Genomic DNA, 18,068 nt, shown 5'->3' with positions numbered 1-18,068 from the left:
GTCCACGACAGCCCTCCTCGCCCCTCACGATGGCGTCTCGCCTGCGCATCGGGGCAGGCAAGGCGCCATCGTGAGGGGCGGCTGCAAAAGCCTGGCCACCCCGCCCGGCCCGCCTTCAACCCCCGCTGCGCCCGTACAGGTTCTGCACGCTGCGGCCGATCGGACCGTGGTCGTCAGAGAGCAGCGTGTCGGTGAGTACCCCGTGGCCGGGCCCGCCGATCGTCTCCGAATCCAGGCGCACCCAGCCGGGCGCGGGCTCGCGGTGCAGGGAGACCACCAGGTCGCAGTTGATCGTCGGGTGGTCGACCGGGTCGGTGGCCAGGGAGACACCGCTCGCGGAGTCGGCCACCACCACGGTGTGCTGCCACCCGGTCATCCGCTCCCCGGCGACCAGGTCGACGCGCGCCCGCCCCCACGCCCGGGCCGGACCCAGTTCGTCCCCGCCGCCGGAGGCGTAGGAGAAGTCGACCACCGAGAGGTACCCGCCGGCGTGGGCGAAACTCATCATGGGATCGCGCTCGCGCCTCTCGGGCACTGGCGGCGCCGCATGATCGCCCACCACGGGATAGTCCTCGGGAGTGCGCCGCATCAGCCAGCCGCGCGCGACCAACGTCGACCGGCCGCCCACGGACGCGGTCGCCTCGAGCAGCTCCACGCTGCGCCCGGGTCGGATCGTGCGCACCTCGATGTCCAGGGGCGCCACCGGCACGGGGCCCAGGACGTCGACGGACACCCTCGCCAGTCTCATGTCCGGGGCGGAGTCGGAGCCGGAGCCGGCCCGTTCCATGGCCCGCACCAGCAGCGCGCTCGGCGGGCCGGCGTGCTGGGCCTCGGCGGACCACGGGCCGGCGGTGAGTGCCGTGGACTCGAAGTGGGCCTCGTCGACCTGCTGGTAGAACGCGTCGGACATGGGTCCCCTCTCGTGCGGGCGGTAGTGTCGATCCTGATGAATGCTACGGGTGGCGGTCTGTACGACGTCGCTGTCGTCGGGCTCGGTCCCGCCGGCCGCGCGCTCGCCTCCCGCTGTGCCGCAGCCGGTCTCACCGTGTTGGCGCTGGACCCGCGCCCGGATGCGCCGTGGCGACAGACCCTCTCGGTGTGGGCTGATCAGGTCCCTCCGTGGCTCCGGCCCGGGGCGTGCGGGGTGGACGTGCTCGCCCACACCGTGCCGGATGCCGCCTTGTACGCGCCCGACAGGGCCGTGGTGCACCGTGAGTACGCCGTGTTGGACAACGAGGCCCTGCGCCGCGCGCTGCCACTCGGCCCCGGCGTCACCGTCGAACGCGCGGAGGTCGACGACACCGGGGTCCGGGCCCTCACCGCGCGCGCCCATCGGGTGGTCGACTGCCGCGGCGCCGGCGGCCGGTCCAACCGGGGTCCCCTGCAGACGGCCTACGGGATCGTCGTGGACGCGGCGGACGCGGCGCCGGCGCTGGGTGGGGAGAACGCCCTGTTCATGGACTGGCGGACCGACCACGGTGGTGGTCGCGACAACGCCGAGGACGACGACGACGTCGGCCCCAGCTTCCTGTACGCGATCCCCGTGGGGCCGGACCGGGTCCTGTTGGAGGAGACGTGTCTGGCGGGGCTGCCCGCCCCGGGTCCCGCCGTCCTGGCGAGCCGGCTGCGCGCGAGAGTGGCGGGCCGGGGGGTGCCCCCCGAGGCGATCGACTCGCCGTTGTCCGTCGAACGGGTCCGGATCCCGCTGCTGCCCCGTCCCGGACTGCAGGGTGATCCGCTGGTCGGGTCGTTCGGTACCGCGGGCGGACACGGGCACGCGGCGACGGGGTACTCGGTGGCGGCGATGCTGGCGGGTGTGCCGGCGGCGGTGCACGCCATCGAGGCGGGGCACCCGTTGCCGGCACCGCGGTCCCCGCTGAGCACCGCCCTGCACAAGGTGGGATTGCGGGCACTCCTGGGGGCGGATGATCGCACCCTGCGCGGCCTGTTCAACTCGTTCGGTCGGCTCGACGGTCGCCGCCAGCGCTGGTTCCTCGACGCCGCGAGCCCCTCCTACCAGGTGGGCGCGGCCATGTGGGGCATGTGGGCCACGATGCCCGCACGGGACAAGGCCGGGATGGTCGCGGCGGTGCTGCGTCCGTCGGCCCGCCCGTCGACGTCGGCTGAGGCGTGGGCGCGCCCGTCGACGGGGCCCGCGGTCACCGGGTCAGTCGACGCGCGGACGGAGCCCGTCGAAGGCGAGTGACAGGCCGCCCGGGCGACGCGAGAGCCGGAACATCGACGCCAGGGCCACGGCCGCGACGGACACGGCCACGAGCTCGAAGGTCTCCTCGACGTACATCAGGACGAGGTAGGGCGTCGACATCCCCGCGTCGGCGCGATGGACGAGTCCGGTCAGGCTCTCGATCACGATGGCACCGGCGAGGAAGACCACGGCCGCCAGGACCAGCGTGAACGCGACGCGACGGTGCAGCGCCAGTACCAAGCGGATGAGGAGCGCACCGACGATCAGCGCGATGATCGCACCGGGGATCACCCAGTTGTAGAACGTGTCGAACGGCAGGTACGGGGCCATCCTGTCCCCCACCACGAACAGGCGCTCGTGCAGGGCGGAGGCCTCGTCGACCGAGGCGGTGACACCGACCGCGGCGAAGAGCCACCACGACTTACGGAACCGGTCCGCGGTGAGGGCGGCGAGGGCGGCGAAGACGCCCACGAGGAGCCAGATAATGGAGGCGAACCACACCGCGATGTTGCCCTCGGCGCCGATGTCGAACGCCGTCCACAGGAGGTTCCAGGTGTGCCAGGGTTGATCGCTGCCGGTGCGGTGGACCATGAGGAGCAGGAACCCGGACAGCGGCGCGAGCAGGATCGACGGGGGCAGGATCGCCCATGCGGTCGCCCTGGTCAGACGCGTTCCGTTCCCGCCGGTGGGCTCGTCGGCCGGACGGTCTGACGGGCGGTCAGCGGGTCGGGACATGTAGCCAGCGTAAACGGGCGGTGAACGGAACCGTGAATCAGGCGGTGCCGACGACGACGGACCGGGGTCGCGGGACACGAAGAGCGCCTGCCCCCGGGCGGGAGCAGGCGCTCAGTGGTGCGCGCGGCGGGTGGCTACACCGTGAAGCCGATGGCGCGCAGTTGCTCGCGGCCGTCGTCGGTGATCATCTGCGGCCCCCACGGCGGCATCCAGACCCAGTTCAGCTCGAGGTCGTTGACGAGGTCGGCGCCGACGGTGGCGCTGCGGGCCTGGTCCTCGATCACATCCGTGAGGGGGCAGGCCGCGGAGGTCAGCGTCATGTCGACCCTCGCGATCGTCGAGCCCTCGGTCTCACCGGGGCGGACCCAGATGTCGTAGACCAGCCCGAGGTCGACCACGTTGATGCCGAGCTCGGGGTCCACCACGTCGCGCATGGCCTCCTCGAGGTCGGCGACCAGGGCGAGGTCGTCCTCCGACTGCTCCGGGCGGTTGGGGTCGGGACGGAACTCGCCGTTGTAGACGGTCCCGGCCGGGGTGTCGTTCTCCGCGGCCGACATCGGGTCGTCGACCGATGGATCGTTGGCAGCTGTCGTCTGCTCGGTCATGTCACTCACTCCTGATGGTGTTCGGTCTGGCGGCCGAGGGCGTCCTTGAACGCCATCCAGCCCAGCAGTGCGCACTTCACACGCGCCGGATACCGGGAGACCCCGGCCAGCGCCACGGCGTCGTCGAGGACCTCCTCGTCGCCCTCTTCCTGACCACGGGAGGAGATCATCGCCTGGAAGGCGTCGACCACCTCGAGGGAATCCTTCACGGGGCGACCGACCAGCAGCTCCGCCATCATCGAGGTGGAGGCCTGGCTGATCGAGCATCCCTGCGCGTCGTAGGACACGTCCTCCACGGTGGCGAGGTCGTCGGACAACCGCAACCGCAGGGTCAGCTCGTCGCCACAGGTGGGATTGACGTGGTGCACCTCGGCGCCGAAGGGCTCCCGCAGCCCGCTGTGGTGGGGGTTCCGGTAATGGTCGAGGATGACCTCCTGGTACATCTGCTCGAGCTTCACGCGAGAGCCCCTTCCACTCCGAAGAACTGCTGGGCCCGACGCAGGGATCGGGCGAGCGCCGCGACCTCGTCGAGCGTGTTGTACAGGGCGAACGAGGCCCGCACGGTGGACTGCACGCCGAGGCGCCGGTGCAACGGCCACGCGCAGTGATGGCCCACGCGCACGGCGACGCCGTCGTCGTCCAGCACCTGGCTCACATCGTGGGCGTGGATCCCGTCGACGACGAAGGACACCGCGCCACCGCGGGAGACCATGTCGGTCGGGCCCACGATCCTGATCCCGGGGATCTCCCCGAGTGCCTCGAGGGCGGCGACCGTGAGCGACTCCTCGTGCCGAGCGATCGCCTCCATCCCGACCGACTCGAGGTAGCGCACCGCTGCCGCGAGCCCGACGGCCTGCGACACCATGGGCACCCCGGCCTCGAACCGCTGCGGCGGGTCCGCGAACGTCGACTCCTCCATGGTGACCGTCGAGATCATCGAGCCGCCGGTGAGCACGGGCGGCATCGCGGCGAGGAGCCGGCGGCGTCCGTAGAGGACGCCGATGCCCGTGGGGCCCAGCATCTTGTGGCCGGAGAACGCGGCGAAGTCGACGCCGAGTGCGTGGAAGTCCACCGTCATGTGGGGCACGGACTGGCACGCGTCGAGGACCACGAGCGCGCCGACCGCCCTGGCGGCCTCCACGACTCGGGCGACGTCGGTCACGGCACCGGTGACATTGGACTGGTGCGTCACCGCGACGACCTTGACCGCGTCGGTGAGCTCGAGCGAGTCGAGGTCGATCCGACCGTCGTCGGTCACCCCGTACCAGCGCAGGGTGGCGCCGGTGCGCCGGCACAGCTCCTGCCACGGCACCAGGTTGGCGTGGTGCTCGAGTTCGCTGATGACGACCTCGTCCCCCGGGCCCACCGCGAGGTCGCCGAAGCGGCTGTCACCCAGGGCGAAGGCCACGAGGTTGAGCGCCTCGGTGGCGTTCTTGGTGAAGACCAGCTCGTCGACGTCGGCCCCCACGAACCGGGCGATGTCGGCACGGGCGCCCTCGTAGGCGTCCGTCGCCTCCTCGGCGAGTTGGTGGGCACCGCGGTGGACGGCCGCGTTGGAGTGCAGCAGGAAGTCCCGCTCCGCGTCCAACACCTGCATCGGGCGCTGCGAGGTCGCCCCGGAGTCGAGGTAGACCAGGGGCTTTCCGTCACGGACCGTGCGCTGCAGGATCGGGAAATCCGAGCGCACGGCGGTGAGATCGAGGGTCGAGGTCATGTTCTCCCAGCTGTCCGGTCAGGCGTTCGCCGGCGTCAGGTACTTCTCGTACCCGTTCGCCTCGAGCTCGTCGGCCAGTTCTGCGCCACCGGAGGCGGCGACGCGGCCGTCGACGAACACGTGGACCTTGTCGGGGGTGATGTACTTCAGGATGCGGGTGTAGTGCGTGATGAGCAGGATGCCGCCGTTCTCCTCCGCCTTGTAGCGGTTGACACCCTCGGAGACCACGCGAAGCGCGTCCACGTCGAGGCCGGAGTCGGTCTCGTCGAGCACGGCGATCTTCGGCTTGAGCAGGTCCAGCTGCAGGATCTCGTGGCGCTTCTTCTCGCCGCCGGAGAATCCCTCGTTGACGCTGCGCTCGGAGAACGCCGGGTCGAAGTCGAGGTCGGACATGGCCTCCTTGACCTCCTTCACCCAGTGGCGGAGCTTGGGGGCCTCACCGCGGACGGCGGTGGCCGCGGAGCGCAGGAAGTTCGCGGTGGAGACCCCGGGGATCTCGGTCGGGTACTGCATGGCCAGGAACAGGCCGGCGCGGGCCCGCTCGTCGACCTCCATCGACAGGACGTCCTCGCCGTCGAGCGTCACGGTGCCGCCGGTGACCTCGTACTTGGGGTGGCCGGCGATGACGTAGGCGAGGGTGGACTTGCCGGAGCCGTTCGGCCCCATGATGGCGTGGGTCTGGCCCGACTCGATGGTCAGGTCGACCCCCTTGAGGATCTCGACGGTCTCGGGAGAGTCCTCGGTCGCGGCGACGCGGGCCGTGAGGCCCTTGATCTCGAGAGTGGTCATGGGTAGTGCTCGCAATCTGTGTGAGAAGTCGTGGGGGATGTACTGGCGGGGCTCGTCAGATGCCGGAGGACTCCAGCTCCAACTCGACGGCCTCGGTGATCCGCTCGCGCACCTCCGGCACGCCGATGCGGTTGATCACCTCGCCGAAGAACCCGCGGATCACGAGTCGCCGTGCGACGTCCTCGGGAATGCCCCGGGACATGAGGTAGAACAACTGCTCCTCGTCGAACCGTCCCACGGCGCTGGCGTGGCCCGCACCGGCGATCTCCCCGGTCTCGATCTCGAGGTTCGGCACCGAGTCGGCGCGGGCGCCGTCGGTCAGGACGAGGTTGCGGTTCATCTCGTAGGTGTCGGTCCCCACCGCGGCGGCGCGGATGAGCACGTCGCCGATCCAGACCGTGTGGGCGTCCGGCAGGTTCGACGCCGCGTCGCCCTGCAACGCGCCCTTGTAGAGGATGCGCGAGGTGCAGTTGGGCTCCGAGTGGTCCACGAGGAGCCGGTGCTCGATGTGCTGACCGTCGTCGGCGTAGTACAGGCCGTTCAGGGTGACGGTGCCGCCCTGGGCGGCGAACCGCGTGGAGGGCGCGATCCGGACGACCTCGCCACCGAAGGTGACCACGGTGTAGGTGATGGTCGCGTCCCGGCCGACGAGGAGGTGGTGGCCGGCCAGGTGCAGGGCGTCGTCGTCCCAGTCCTGGATGAGCACGACCTCGAGGTGGGCGGAGTCGCCCACCACGAACTCGGTGTTCTCCGCGATGGTGCCGCCGCCGCGCTGGTCCACGACGAACGTCGCGTTCGCGAACGGCTCCAGGCGCACCTGGGTGTGGCCGAACGCCACCTCGCCCTCGCCCGGACCGTCGACGGTGACGTACACCGGCTCGTCGACCACGGTCTCCTTGGCCACCGTGATGATGGTGGCCTCGGTGGCCGAACTGAACGCCTGGGCCGCGACGCGGTCCCGGGGCGCCCCGGCCTCACCGACCCGCTCGTCGTCGAGACCGACCGTCTCGACCGTCAGGCCGTCGCGCTCGGCGACGGAGGCGAGGAGTCGACCGGTCGCGGTGACGTTGCTCCCGTCGTGCAGCCCGCGCAGGCGACGCAGCGGGGTGAACCGCCAGATCTCGTCCTTGTGGCTCGGGACCTCGAAGGCGTTCACGTCGAACGACGAGAACTGGTCTCCCTTGGTGGCGTCGACGGGCACGCCGTAACGGTCCGTCAGAGGTGCCGGGGCGGACCCGGTGTCTGGGGTAGTGGTGTCGGTCATGGTGGTCAGCCCACCGATCCTTCCATCTGCAGTTCGATCAGGCGGTTGAGCTCGAGCGCGTACTCCATGGGGAGCTCCTTGGCGATCGGCTCCACGAATCCACGCACGATCATGGCCATCGCCTCGTCCTCGGCCAGCCCGCGGCTCATGAGGTAGAACAGCTGGTCCTCGCTGACCTTCGACACGGTGGCCTCGTGACCCAGGGTGACGTCGTCCTCGCGGATGTCGATGTACGGGTAGGTGTCGGACCGGCTGATGTTGTCGACCAACAGCGCGTCGCACTCCACGTTGGACTTCGAGCCCTTCGCGCCGGGGTTGATCTGGATCAGACCGCGGTACGCCGACCGGCCACCGCCACGGGCCACCGACTTGGAGACGATGTTCGACGAGGTGTTGGGGGCCAGGTGCAGCATCTTGGAGCCGGTGTCCTGGTGCTGCCCCTCGCCGGCGAATGCCACGGAGAGCACCTCGCCCTTGGCGTGCTCACCGGTGAGCCAGACCGCCGGGTACTTCATCGTCACCTTGGAACCGATGTTGCCGTCGATCCATTCCATGGTGGCGCCCTCTTCGGCGCGGGCACGCTTGGTCACGAGGTTGTAGACGTTGTTCGACCAGTTCTGGATGGTCGTGTAGCGGCAGCGGCCGCCCTTCTTCACGACGATCTCGACGACCGCGGAGTGCAGCGAGTCGGACTTGTAGATCGGCGCGGTGCAGCCCTCGACGTAGTGGACGTAGGCGTCCTCGTCGACGATGATCAGCGTCCGCTCGAACTGGCCCATGTTCTCCGTGTTGATGCGGAAGTAGGCCTGCAGCGGGATGTCCACGTGGACACCCGGCGGGACGTAGATGAACGAGCCGCCGGACCACACCGCCGTGTTGAGCGCGGAGAACTTGTTGTCCCCGGACGGGATGACCGAGCCGAAGTACTCCTCGAAGTACTCGGGGTGCTCCTTGAGCGCCGTGTCGGTGTCCATGAAGATGACGCCCTGGCTCTCCAGGTCCTCACGGATCTGGTGGTAGACCACCTCGGACTCGTACTGTGCGGCGACACCGGCGACGAGCCGCTGCTTCTCGGCCTCGGGGATGCCGAGCTTGTCGTAGGTGTTCTTGATGTCCTCGGGCAGGTCCTCCCAGCTGGTGGCCTGCTGCTCGGTCGAGCGGACGAAGTACTTGATGTTGTCGAAGTCGATCCCGGACAGGTCCGAACCCCACGTGGGCATCGGCTTCTTGTCGAAGATCTTCAGCGCCTTGAGGCGCTTGTCGAGCATCCACTCGGACTCGTTCTTCTTGGCGGAGATGTCACGCACCACCGCCTCGGACAGCCCTCGCTGCGCGGCGGCACCGGCATCGTCCGAGTCGTGCCAGCCGTAGTTGTACTGGCCGATGGAGGCGATTCGTTCCTCATCGGTGGTCGGCTCCGTGACGTCGGCCGTCACCTGATCGGGGGTGATGGTCATCGCACTGTCCTTTCGGCGGTCGGTGCCGACGCGGACGCGTCGGCCGGTGCGGGGATCGTGGCCGCGAGGTCGTTCACGGTCACGGTCCCGGTCGGGATGTTCGTGGTGCAGGCGCAGTTGCCGCCCGCGATGGTCGCGAGCCGCTGGACGTGGGTGCCCACAATCTCGGACACCACCTCCTGCTCGGCGGCGCACAGTTCGGGGAAACGGGAGGCGACGTTCCACACCGGGCAGTGGTGCTGGCAGATCTGCAGGCCCGTGCCGGCCTCCTCCACGGAGGACGCGTACCCGGCGCCGGACAACGCCGTCGCGATGTCGGTGGCGGCACGCTCGACATCGTGGGGCCCCTCGGCCGGACGGACGTGACCGATCACCGAGCGCACCCGCTCGCGGGCGAAGTCGGTGACCGCGTCCGTGCCACCGATGCGACGCAGCGCGGTCAGTGCCTCGACCGCCAGGTGGTCGTAACCGTGCCGGGCGGTGCTCCGGCCGGAGACCGTCATCCGGAACGCCCTGGCCGGTCGGCCTCGGGTCCCCGCCGGCCGCGAACGGACGGACTCCACCTCGCCGGCCTCGACCAGATGGTCCAGGTGTCTGCGGACACCGGCGGCGGTGAGCCCCAGTTCGTGCCCGATCTCACCGGCGGTGAGTGCTCCGCGCTCCAACAGGAGTTCCCGGATCGACGAGCGGGTGTCGGGCCGCGTGCTGCTGTCGAACACGTGCTGCACGCTCATTCGCCACTCCCTTCCGGTTATGCTCGGTGCGCCCGGTCGGGACGCACCTCCTGATATTACGCAACACTTCTGTTTCGGAAATATTCCCCCCACCCCCGGGCGCGCTGTCTGATCGAGGAGCGCGACGACGTCGCGGTGCGTGAAGGCGGCGGTGGTGGAGGAAGGGTCGGGACTGTGGCACGCGATATCCCCGGGCGTGGCGCCGGGTCCGTCACCTCCCGCCTCCACACGCAGGAGCCGCCCACCGGATCCCCGTTGGCGGCCGAGATGGCCCGGCTCCGCCGCATCCGGCGGATCGGCACCACCGCCGCCGTGGCGATGGCGATCGGGGCGCTCGGGGCCGGGGCGTTGCCGGTCCTGCAGAACCCGGTCGCCGGCGAGCGGTTGTTCGGCCTGTGGCTGCGCCTGCAGCAGTCTTCGATGACGGTCGTCATGGCGGGGATGGTCACGGTGACACTGTGTTGGCTGCTGCTCGCCCCGTACGTGCTCGGGCGGGATCGGCGGGGTCGGATCAGTGGTCGGATCGACCGCGCGACGCTCGACCGGGTGATCGCGTCATGGGCGCTCCCCCTCGCGCTGGCTCCGCCGATGTTCAGCCGGGACGTCTACAGCTACCTGGCCCAAGGGGCGATCGGCAACGAGCTCGACGATCCCTACGAACTCGGTCCGGTCCCGGCACTGGGGACCTCCCACGCGCTCACCATCAACGTCCCGGACATCTGGCGTGATACGCCCAACCAGTACGGACCGTTGTTCCTGGGGGTGCAGAAGGTCATCCACGGGCTCACCGGCGACGACGTGGTGGCCGGGACCATCCTGCACCGGGTCGTGGCCGTGATCGGGATCCTCATGCTGGGCTGGGCCGTCCCACGGCTCGCCGAGTACTGCGGCGTGTCCGACGTCGCCGCCCTCTGGCTGGCCGTGGCCAACCCCCTGGTCCTGTTCCACCTCGTCTCCGGCATCCACTCCGAGGCGCTGATGATGGGCCTGCTGGCGGTCGGACTGGTTCTGGCGCTCCGCGCAGTGAACGCCCCCGGATCCGGGTGGCGCACCACCTCGCTGTTCATCCTGGGCACCGTCCTGGTCACCGGGTCGGCCCTGGTCAAACTCCCCACCGTGGTGGCGTTGGGGTTCATCGGCATGGCCCTGGCGCGCCGGTGGGGTGCGAGCTGGTCCGCCACCCTGCGCGCGGCGTCGGTCATGGTGGCGGTGAGCGGTGTGACCACCGGGGTGGCGATGATCGTCACCTCGTCCGGCCTCGGCTGGATCACCAAACTCGGGGCGGCCACCTCGCTGCGCAGCTGGCTCTCCCCGCCCACCGCGCTCGGTGTGATCGTCGGCGGGATCGGGCAGTATCTCGGGCTCGGGGACCACACCGAACAGATCCTCGTCATGGTGCAGACCGCCGCCCTGGTCGCGGCCGGCGCGTTCACCGTCCGCATGCTGTTCGCGGTCCAGGCGGGTCGGATCAACCCGGTCGGTGGGCTGGGGGTGTCCATGGCCGCGATCGTCCTGTGTTTCCCCGTCGTGCAGCCCTGGTACGTCCTGTGGGCGCTGGTCCCGTTGGCCGCGTGGGCCTCACGGGTGGAATTCCGCCTCCCGGTGGTCGCCGTCAGCGCGGTGCTGGCCTGCTTCACCCTCCCGCCGGGTGCGGGACTGCCCCCGTTCGTGACCGTCCAGGCCTGGGCGGCGACCGTGGCGGTGGTCGCCGTCCTGCTCGTCGCACTGTTCCGGTGGCCGGGGCTGTTGCGCTTCCGCTAGCCGGACCGGCCTACACTCGGATCCCGTGACCTCTCCGACGGATACGCCCGCGCTGCACGTCGAGGGGCTCGTCAAGAGGTTCGGGGCGACCACCGCCGTCGCCGGCCTGGACCTGCGACTCGAGCGCGGGCAGGTCATGGCCCTGCTGGGACCCAACGGGGCGGGCAAGACCACCACGGTCGAGATCTGCGAGGGATTCGCCCGTCCCGACGCGGGCACCGTGCGGGTGCTGGGCCTGGACCCGGTCATCGATCGCCAGCGGGTCCGCAGCCGCATCGGGATGATGCTCCAGGGCGGCGGCTCCTACCCCGCCGCCAGGGTGGGCGAGATGCTCCGGCTGGTGGCGTCCTACTACGCCGATCCCCTCGATCCGGACTGGTTGCTGGGCGAACTCGGGCTCACCGAGCACGTCCGGACCCCGTACCGGCGCCTGTCCGGCGGCCAACAACAGCGGCTGTCCCTGGCGATCGCGGTCATCGGCCGGCCGGAGCTGGTCTTCCTCGACGAGCCGACCGCCGGCCTCGACGCCCAGTCACGCCGGGCCGTGTGGGACCTCGTACACGCGCTGCGTCGCGACGGCGCCGCGGTGCTGCTCACCACCCACCTCATGGACGAGGCGGCCTCGCTCGCCGACGAGGTCGTGATCGTCGACCACGGCCGACGCGTCGCCTCCGGGACGCCCGCCGAACTCGAACGCGCCGGGACCGCGGAGGGCGTCACCCTCGTCGTCGACGGCGAGGTGTCCCCGTCGCTGCTCGCCGGCGTTTTCGGTGGGGAGCACACGGTCGCGGCGGGGACCGCCGCCGGCGTCCTCGAGGTCCACGGCCCGGTCTCCCCCGAACTCATGACCGCCATGTGTGCAGCCCTCGAGCGTGCCGGCGTCCAACTCACCTCCCTGGCCACCCGCACCAGGAGTCTCGAGGAGGTCTTCCTCGACCTGACCGGACGGGAACTGCGATGACCCACACCCAGACCGGCGGCAACCGCTTCGCCCCCGGCACCTTCGCCTGCCCGTCGGCGCCGGCGTCCCCGGCCCGGATGACCGCCGCCCAGACCCGTATGGAGCTGGCCCTGTTCCTGCGCAACGGTGAACAGCTCCTCGTGGCCCTGGTCATCCCCGTCGCCATCCTCTTCGGCCTCACCGCGATCGACTTCGGTGCGGTACCGGATCCGCGGGTCGATCACGCGATCACCGCGGTACTGACCATCTCCGTCATGGGGACAGCCTTCACCGGCCAGGCGATCGCCGTGGGCTTCGACCGCCGGTACGGCGCCCTCAAACGTCTCGGGGGCACCCCCCTGCCGCCGGCGGTCATCATCCTCGGCAAGATCCTCGCGACGCTCGTGCTGGTGGCCGGCCAGGCGGTCGTCCTCGGCGTCATCGCGGCGCTGCTGGGATGGCGGCCCGAACTCCCGGGGCTGGCGCTGGGGGCGCTCGTGATCGCCCTGGGATCGGTGGCGTTCTCCGCCATGGGGCTCCTACTCGGGGGCACCCTGCGTGCGGAGATCGTCCTGGCCCTGGCCAACCTCATCTGGTTCGTCCTCATCGGGGGCGCCGGACTCGCGATCGGGGTGGTCGACCTCCCCTCCGCGGTGGCCGACCTCCTCGTCGTCGTCCCCTCCTACGCGCTGACCTCCGCGCTGGGCACGGCGCTCGCCGGCGGCGTCCCCGCCCTGGCCGCGCTGTCCCTGGTCCTCTGGACGGCCGTGTGTGGCGGATTTGCCGTGCGTCACTTCTCGTTCACCTGATAGCAGACCCCGGCGCGCCGCGGCCTAGAATCGGGGCCGTGACCTCGACATCGCACGCCCCGACCTCCGGAACCCCGGCCGCGAGCGACCCCGGGCGATCGACCGGACCGTTGTCCCGCCTGCCCGTTCCGTCGATCCGGGTCCAGAAGGGCGTCGCGCTCGCCAACGTCATCGCCCAGATCGGCATCATGACCACCGGCGTCACCGTGCGCGTGACCGCCTCCGGTCTGGGTTGCGAGACCTGGCCGCAGTGCAACGAGGCCAGTTTCGTGCCCGTCCCCGGCGCCGCACCGGCGCTGCACCAGGCGGTCGAGTTCGGCAACCGCCTGCTCACCTTCGTCCTCGCGGCGGTCGCCGTGGCGCTGCTCCTCGCCGTGTACCGCGCCGGGCGCCGCCGCGGCCTCAAGGCACTCGCCTGGGCCATGCCGGCGGGCATCCTCGCCCAGGCCGTGATCGGCGGGATCACCGTCCTGGCCGGCCTCGCGTGGTGGACCGTCGCGCTGCACCTGCTGCCCTCGATGATCCTCGCGTGGCTCGCCGCCGTCCTCTTCGTCCGCATCGGCGAGGCCGACACCGCGCCGCCCCGGCGGGTCATGCCCAAGCCCATGACGTGGCTGACCGTGCTGTCGGCCGTCCTGCTGACCGGGGTCCTCACCACCGGGACGATGGTGACAGGGGCCGGACCCCATGCCGGCGACGCGCGCATCACCGCGGCGGATCGCCTCCAGTTGCCCATCCAGTGGCTCGTCCACTTCCACGCCGAACTCATGGTGGGTTACGTCTGTCTGCTCATCGGGTTGCTGGCCGGGCTCGTCGCGCTGCGGACGGAGGGCCCCGCGATCCGGCGGAGCGCGATCCTCATCGGACTCATCGCGGCGCAGGCGGTCATCGGGATCACCCAGTACCAGCTCGGGGTGCCCGAGCTGCTGGTCGTGGCGCACGTGACCCTGGCGGGTGCGATCACCGCCGTCACCGGCGCCCTGTGGGCGGCGGGGGTCATCCGGGACCGCGTGCCGGCCTGACAGGGTCGCCGACCCCGGTAGGGTCGCGGGGTACGCGTCGCCTCTGTACGGGTGACGGCCCGGTGCGCGTCCTCTCCGGTCCCTTCGGGGCGCGCACCAGGCCGACCGAAGAAGCAACGGCGGCCCCGCCGATCGGCGGGGCCGCTGTTGTCGCGCGGGAGGTCAGACCAGGGAGCCCGATCCGGCCATGCGCTTCCAGTGTCCGGCGGGGACATCGGTACGCGAGACCAGCTCGCGCGTCCAGTCCGATCCGGTGAGGCCGGAGATCCCGTCGCGGACCGCCTCGGCCTGCGACAGGCTGTCGACCATCGTGTCCCCCAGCACGCCGTCGGCGCCGACCAGGGTGACGCGGACCCCGCAGCGGCCCACGGGCTGGAGGACGACGTCCGCCGCGCCGCCGTGCCGGGACAGGAACTTCTCGACGAACTTCACCGTCTTGGCCGGTGGGGTGGGACCCGCCGGCACCGGCGCCGCTTCGATCTTCTCGGCGGGTGCCTTCTCGGTCGGCTGGACCTCCGCGGCGGCCGGCTTCTCCGACTCCTGCGCCGCGGGCTCGTCGGCCGGGGGCACCGCCGCCGGCTGGGACGCGGCCGGCGCATCCGCCGGGCGGTCGGTCGCGGACGGCGCCGGAGCGGCCTTCCCCGCCGTCGGCTCGTCGCTCTTCCCCTCGGCCGCGGAGTCCGTGGTGGCCGAGTCCGTGGTGGCGGAGTCCGTGGTGGCGGCGGCGCCGCCCAGTGTCAGGCCACCGCTCTTGCCCCCGCCCGGCGCCTTGGCCTTGCTCCCGCCGCCGAGGGTCAGGCCACCCGACTTACCGCCACCGGGCGCCTTGGCCTTGCTCCCGCCGCCGAGCGTCAGGCCACCGGACTTCTTCTCCGTCGACACGGTGGACGCATCGGCGGCGGAGGTGGAGTCGACGTCGGACGTGGAGTCGGCCCCCGCCTCGGTCCTCGCCTCGGTCGGGGTGGCGGGGTCCGCCTGAGCTACGGGTGCTGCGTCCGGCGTGGCGGTGGACGTGGCGTCGTCCTTCTCATCCTTCTTGTCACCAGCGGAGGCGGCAGCCGCACCTGCGGCTGCCGCGGCACCGGCCGCGCCACCCAGGACGAGCTTGCCCGCCGACCCCCCGCCGGGAGCCTTGGCCTTGGACCCACCGCCGAGCTTCAGTCCCCCGCCGGACGTGGTCGCCGGGGCGGACGCTGTCGGGGCGGACCCTGCCGGAGCGGCCACCGGCTCGTCCGACGACTTCGCGGCCGTGCTCGGCTTGGTGGCATCGGCCTGGGCGGAGGGCGCCGGCTCCGCAGCGGGCTCGGACGGGGCCTCGGGCGAAGCGGGAACCTCCGCGGCCGGCGCCGTCGATGCGTGCGCCGCGGGAGCGCCACCGTCGACCTCCGTGATCCGGGAACCGTGCAACGTGGAGGCCCCTCCGCCCGGGGCGCGCGGGGCGCGCCGACCCAGGGTGATCCCCCCGCCCGCGCCGCCGGCGGCCGCCGGGGCCGGGGTCTGCCGCACCTCGGCAGGCGCCTCCTGCGTCGCGGCGGGCGCCTCCTGCACGGGTTCGGTCGCCTCGGGAGCCCCCGCCGGCGCCTGCGCCTGCGTGTCAGGCGCGGACGGCGCCGGCGCCTCGTCGGTGACCGCATCGGCTCGGGCGGGTGCGGCCGCCGCCCCGGACCCACTGGTGATGATCTCGGGCCAGCCGGTCGCCCGGACTCGCGGCCCCCCGGCGTACTGGGAAAGGATCTGCAGGCTCATGGGGGTAGCCTATCGCCTCCCCCGCCCCGCTTCCGCCGGGACTCCCGCGAACCGGCGAACCGGAGTCCGGCACCGGCTGCGCCGGACGACACACTTCCGGATACTGGGCGCCATGAGAGCCATAGAGATCTCCAGGCACGGCGGACCTGAGGTGCTCACACCGGTCGAGGTGGGTGTCCCCTCACCAGGACCGGGCGTCGTGCTCGTCCGCACCACCGCGATCGCGGTCAACTACATCGACACCTATTTCCGCGAAGGCACCTACGCCCGGGATCTGCCGTTCGTCCCCGGCAGCGAGGGGACGGGAGTGGTCGAGGAACTCGGCGAGGGAACGCCCGACCTGATGGTCGGCGACCGGGTGGCGTGGTGTCAGGTGCCGGGGTCGTACGCCCAGTACGTCGTCGCGCCCGCCGAGTCGCTGGTGACGGTGCCGGAGGGTATCGACGACGAGGTGGCGGCCTCGATGCTGTTGCAGGGGCTCACGGCGCACTACCTGATCACCGACACCCACCGGGCCCTACCCGGCGACACCGTGCTGATCACCGCGGGCGCGGGCGGGGTCGGGCAGCTGCTCATCCAGCTGGCCGTCGCCCACGGCCACCGGGTGATCACCACGACCTCGACCGAGGAGAAGGCGGACCTGTGTCGCGAGCTGGGGGCGCACCACGTGCTGCTCTATCCCGACGCGACCCCGGAGAGGATCCGCGAGCTCTCCGACGGCGGTGTCTCCGTGGTGTTCGATGGCGTGGGCCGGGACACCTTCGACGACAGCCTGGCCTCGCTGGCCCGCCGCGGGACCCTGGTTCTGTTCGGCGCGGCGAGCGGTCCGGTCCCGCCGGTGGACCCACAGCGACTCAACGCCGCGGGCTCGGTGTTCCTCACCCGCCCGAGCCTGGGTGACTTCATCGCCGGGACCGGGGAGTTCCGTGAGCGGGCCGGCGAGGTCCTCGAGGGGATCGTCGACGGCTCGCTCCGGTTGTCGGTGGGCGCGACGTTCGGATTGTCGGAGGCGGCGGAAGCGCACCGGGCGCTGCAATCCCGGCAGACCACGGGTTCGGTCGTCCTCGACCCCGCCCGCTGAGCACCCTCGACCCCGCCCGCTGAGGAGGGCGGGGGTGGGTGATCAGGCGATCGGGAAGATCTCCGCGATCGTCTGGAGTCCGAGGACCGCGTCGACGGACAGTGCGACGAACACCCCCGCCAGGTAGTTGTTCGACAGGATGAACAACTTGAGGGGCTTGACCTCCACCCCGCGCCGCACACCGGCCTCGAGGCGGTGTGCCATGACGATGAACCACACTCCGAAGCCGAGGGCGCCGGCCGCGTACACCCAGCCGGCGGCGGGGATCAGGGCGAACGTGCACAGGACGGTCACCCAGGTGTAGATGGTGATGCGCCGGGTGACCCCCTCGGCGGACATGATGACCGGGAGCATCGGCACTCCGGCGGCCTCGTAGTCCTCCTTGTAGCGCATCGCGAGCGCCCAGGTGTGCGGTGGCGTCCAGAAGAAGATGATGAGGAACAGGACGATCGCCTGCCACCAGTTGTGCGCCTGCCCCTCGGGGAGATGATCGGTGATCACGGCCCACGACACCAGGACCGGCATGCATCCCGCGGCCCCGCCCCACACGACGTTCTGGGCCGTGCGGCGCTTGAGGATCATCGTGTAGACGAACACGTAGAAACAGATGGTCAGCAGGATGAAGAACGCGGCCAGCCAGCTCCCGGCCAGCAGACCCAGCCACAGCATGCTCGAGACGCCGAGCAGCAGACCGAAGACCAGTGCGGCCCGGGTACTGATCGCGTGACGCGCCAACGGCCGACGCTCGGTTCGCTTCATGACCTTGTCGATGTCGGCGTCGACGACCATGTTGAGCGAGTTGGCGCTCGCCGCGCCCAGCCAACCGCCCACCAGGGTGAGCAGAACCAGTGAGAGGTGAACGTTGCCGCGGTCGGCCTGGAGGAGGGCGGGGATGGCGGCGACGAGCAGCAACTCGATGACGCGCGGCTTGGTGAGGGCGATGTACGCCATCACCACGTCGACCGCGCGGGCTCGCCCGCTCGCCGGAGCCGGCCGCCCCGTGGACTCTGGAGGGGAGACTGATGGCCCCCCACTCCGGGTCGGGGTGGAATCGTGCACCGGAACTCCTCGCAGCAGACGTCAACGCACTACTGACCCGATACTACGTCCCCCCTGCGCGGTCCGCGAAAGAGCGGGGGCGGGGACCGCACGCCCCGCCGTGCCCGCGACCACTAAGGTGGTTCACGACATACGCGCGGATCCGC

Annotated in this window: 17 protein-coding genes; 6 read left to right on the top strand and 11 right to left on the bottom strand. The window is 71.1% G+C overall.

Translation table 11 applies throughout. From position 1 onward, the window contains the following. Positions 1 to 115: 115 nt before the first annotated feature. Positions 116 to 910, bottom strand: a complete 795-nt coding sequence (locus tag CK206_RS02625) for a thioesterase family protein (RefSeq protein WP_096905456.1) — start codon at positions 908 to 910, stop codon at positions 116 to 118. A 36-nt stretch (positions 911 to 946) separates the two neighbouring features. On the opposite strand from CK206_RS02625, the gene CK206_RS02620 reads away from it, so the two are divergent. Then, entirely contained in the window at positions 947 to 2,206 is a 1,260-nt protein-coding gene (locus CK206_RS02620) for a lycopene cyclase family protein (protein ID WP_096907237.1), read from the top strand. Here CK206_RS02620 and CK206_RS02615 read toward each other — a convergent pair. The 8 genes from CK206_RS02615 to CK206_RS02580 all read right to left on the bottom strand — a co-directional run bounded on the left by CK206_RS02615 (position 2,168) and on the right by CK206_RS02580 (position 9,504). Next, positions 2,168 to 2,941 (bottom strand): hypothetical protein, encoded by a 774-nt coding sequence (locus tag CK206_RS02615; protein ID WP_254050458.1) that lies wholly within the window; start codon positions 2,939 to 2,941, stop codon positions 2,168 to 2,170. The two genes, CK206_RS02620 and CK206_RS02615, sit on opposite strands and share 39 nt — an antisense overlap. 134 nt (positions 2,942 to 3,075) lie before the next feature. Continuing rightward, positions 3,076 to 3,498: a metal-sulfur cluster assembly factor gene (locus tag CK206_RS02610; RefSeq protein WP_371607062.1), complete on the bottom strand. Its 423-nt coding sequence runs from the start codon at positions 3,496 to 3,498 to the stop codon at positions 3,076 to 3,078. A 53-nt stretch (positions 3,499 to 3,551) separates the two neighbouring features. Continuing rightward, a complete protein-coding gene (gene sufU / locus CK206_RS02605) occupies positions 3,552 to 4,004 on the bottom strand; it encodes a Fe-S cluster assembly sulfur transfer protein SufU (protein ID WP_096905454.1) in 453 nt (150 codons plus the stop codon). Then, the gene (locus tag CK206_RS02600; protein WP_096905453.1) at positions 4,001 to 5,260 is read right to left on the bottom strand and encodes a cysteine desulfurase; all 1,260 of its coding nucleotides are present in this window, start codon (positions 5,258 to 5,260) and stop codon (positions 4,001 to 4,003) included. The genes sufU and CK206_RS02600 overlap by 4 nt, the downstream gene beginning before the upstream one ends. Before the next feature lie 18 nt (positions 5,261 to 5,278). Next, complete coding sequence (sufC, locus tag CK206_RS02595) at positions 5,279 to 6,049, bottom strand: Fe-S cluster assembly ATPase SufC (protein WP_067716304.1); 771 nt, start codon at positions 6,047 to 6,049, stop codon at positions 5,279 to 5,281. 55 nt (positions 6,050 to 6,104) lie between these two features. After that, positions 6,105 to 7,313, bottom strand: coding sequence for a Fe-S cluster assembly protein SufD (sufD, locus tag CK206_RS02590; protein WP_096905452.1), 1,209 nt, complete (start codon positions 7,311 to 7,313; stop codon positions 6,105 to 6,107). Between the two features lie 5 nt (positions 7,314 to 7,318). Beyond that, positions 7,319 to 8,770 (bottom strand): Fe-S cluster assembly protein SufB, encoded by a 1,452-nt coding sequence (gene sufB, locus CK206_RS02585; protein WP_069390495.1) that lies wholly within the window; start codon positions 8,768 to 8,770, stop codon positions 7,319 to 7,321. After that, the gene (locus tag CK206_RS02580) at positions 8,767 to 9,504 is read right to left on the bottom strand and encodes a metalloregulator ArsR/SmtB family transcription factor (protein ID WP_069390496.1); all 738 of its coding nucleotides are present in this window, start codon (positions 9,502 to 9,504) and stop codon (positions 8,767 to 8,769) included. Before CK206_RS02580 ends, sufB begins: the two co-directional genes overlap by 4 nt. Positions 9,505 to 9,678: 174 nt before the next feature. Here CK206_RS02580 and mptB point away from each other — a divergent pair, with 174 nt between their 5' ends. Genes mptB through CK206_RS02560 form a run of 4 tightly spaced genes read left to right on the top strand, consistent with a single transcriptional unit; the run spans position 9,679 to position 14,036 of the window. Further along, positions 9,679 to 11,265 (top strand): polyprenol phosphomannose-dependent alpha 1,6 mannosyltransferase MptB, encoded by a 1,587-nt coding sequence (mptB, locus tag CK206_RS02575; RefSeq protein WP_096905451.1) that lies wholly within the window; start codon positions 9,679 to 9,681, stop codon positions 11,263 to 11,265. A 25-nt stretch (positions 11,266 to 11,290) separates the two neighbouring features. Beyond that, on the top strand, positions 11,291 to 12,226 hold the full coding sequence (locus CK206_RS02570; protein WP_096905450.1) for an ABC transporter ATP-binding protein: 936 nt from the start codon (positions 11,291 to 11,293) through the stop codon (positions 12,224 to 12,226). Next, entirely contained in the window at positions 12,223 to 13,014 is a 792-nt protein-coding gene (locus CK206_RS02565) for an ABC transporter permease (RefSeq protein WP_096905449.1), read from the top strand. The genes CK206_RS02570 and CK206_RS02565 overlap by 4 nt, the downstream gene beginning before the upstream one ends. A gap of 38 nt (positions 13,015 to 13,052) precedes the next feature. Next, positions 13,053 to 14,036: a heme A synthase gene (locus CK206_RS02560; RefSeq protein ID WP_096905448.1), complete on the top strand. Its 984-nt coding sequence runs from the start codon at positions 13,053 to 13,055 to the stop codon at positions 14,034 to 14,036. A gap of 162 nt (positions 14,037 to 14,198) precedes the next feature. Here the strand turns inward: CK206_RS02560 and CK206_RS20700 are convergent, their stop codons facing one another. After that, positions 14,199 to 15,782: a hypothetical protein gene (locus tag CK206_RS20700; protein WP_371606818.1), complete on the bottom strand. Its 1,584-nt coding sequence runs from the start codon at positions 15,780 to 15,782 to the stop codon at positions 14,199 to 14,201. A gap of 112 nt (positions 15,783 to 15,894) precedes the next feature. Between CK206_RS20700 and CK206_RS02550 the strand changes: the two genes are divergently transcribed. Then, positions 15,895 to 16,863 carry a quinone oxidoreductase gene (locus CK206_RS02550; protein WP_096905447.1) on the top strand — a complete coding sequence of 323 codons (969 nt, stop codon included), beginning with the start codon at positions 15,895 to 15,897 and terminating at the stop codon, positions 16,861 to 16,863. Positions 16,864 to 16,905: 42 nt separating this feature from the next. Here CK206_RS02550 and CK206_RS02545 read toward each other — a convergent pair whose 3' ends face one another. Beyond that, entirely contained in the window at positions 16,906 to 17,922 is a 1,017-nt protein-coding gene (locus CK206_RS02545; protein WP_256385623.1) for a heme o synthase, read from the bottom strand. Between the last annotated feature and the right edge of the window lie 146 nt (positions 17,923 to 18,068).

Origin of the sequence: Dietzia sp. WMMA184 (assembly GCF_002441635.1) — a bacterium.
Lineage (GTDB): Bacteria > Actinomycetota > Actinomycetes > Mycobacteriales > Mycobacteriaceae > Dietzia > Dietzia kunjamensis.
This window is presented reverse-complemented; position numbering and strand designations above follow the sequence as displayed.

Bases quoted from the DNA above. Each gene is read 5' to 3' on its own strand.
- CK206_RS02600 (WP_096905453.1), bottom strand. From the start codon at position 5,260: ATGACCTCGACCCTCGATCTCACCGCCGTGCGCTCGGATTTCCCGATC.
- CK206_RS02550 (WP_096905447.1), top strand. From the start codon at position 15,895: ATGAGAGCCATAGAGATCTCCAGGCACGGCGGACCTGAGGTGCTCACA.
- CK206_RS02565 (WP_096905449.1), top strand. From the start codon at position 12,223: ATGACCCACACCCAGACCGGCGGCAACCGCTTCGCCCCCGGCACCTTC.
- CK206_RS02615 (WP_254050458.1), bottom strand. From the start codon at position 2,941: ATGTCCCGACCCGCTGACCGCCCGTCAGACCGTCCGGCCGACGAGCCC.
- CK206_RS02625 (WP_096905456.1), bottom strand. From the start codon at position 910: ATGTCCGACGCGTTCTACCAGCAGGTCGACGAGGCCCACTTCGAGTCC.
- sufB (WP_069390495.1), bottom strand. From the start codon at position 8,770: ATGACCATCACCCCCGATCAGGTGACGGCCGACGTCACGGAGCCGACC.
- CK206_RS02610 (WP_371607062.1), bottom strand. From the start codon at position 3,498: ATGTCGGCCGCGGAGAACGACACCCCGGCCGGGACCGTCTACAACGGC.
- CK206_RS02620 (WP_096907237.1), top strand. From the start codon at position 947: ATGAATGCTACGGGTGGCGGTCTGTACGACGTCGCTGTCGTCGGGCTC.
- CK206_RS02580 (WP_069390496.1), bottom strand. From the start codon at position 9,504: ATGAGCGTGCAGCACGTGTTCGACAGCAGCACGCGGCCCGACACCCGC.
- sufC (WP_067716304.1), bottom strand. From the start codon at position 6,049: ATGACCACTCTCGAGATCAAGGGCCTCACGGCCCGCGTCGCCGCGACC.
- sufD (WP_096905452.1), bottom strand. From the start codon at position 7,313: ATGACCGACACCACTACCCCAGACACCGGGTCCGCCCCGGCACCTCTG.
- CK206_RS20700 (WP_371606818.1), bottom strand. From the start codon at position 15,782: ATGAGCCTGCAGATCCTTTCCCAGTACGCCGGGGGGCCGCGAGTCCGG.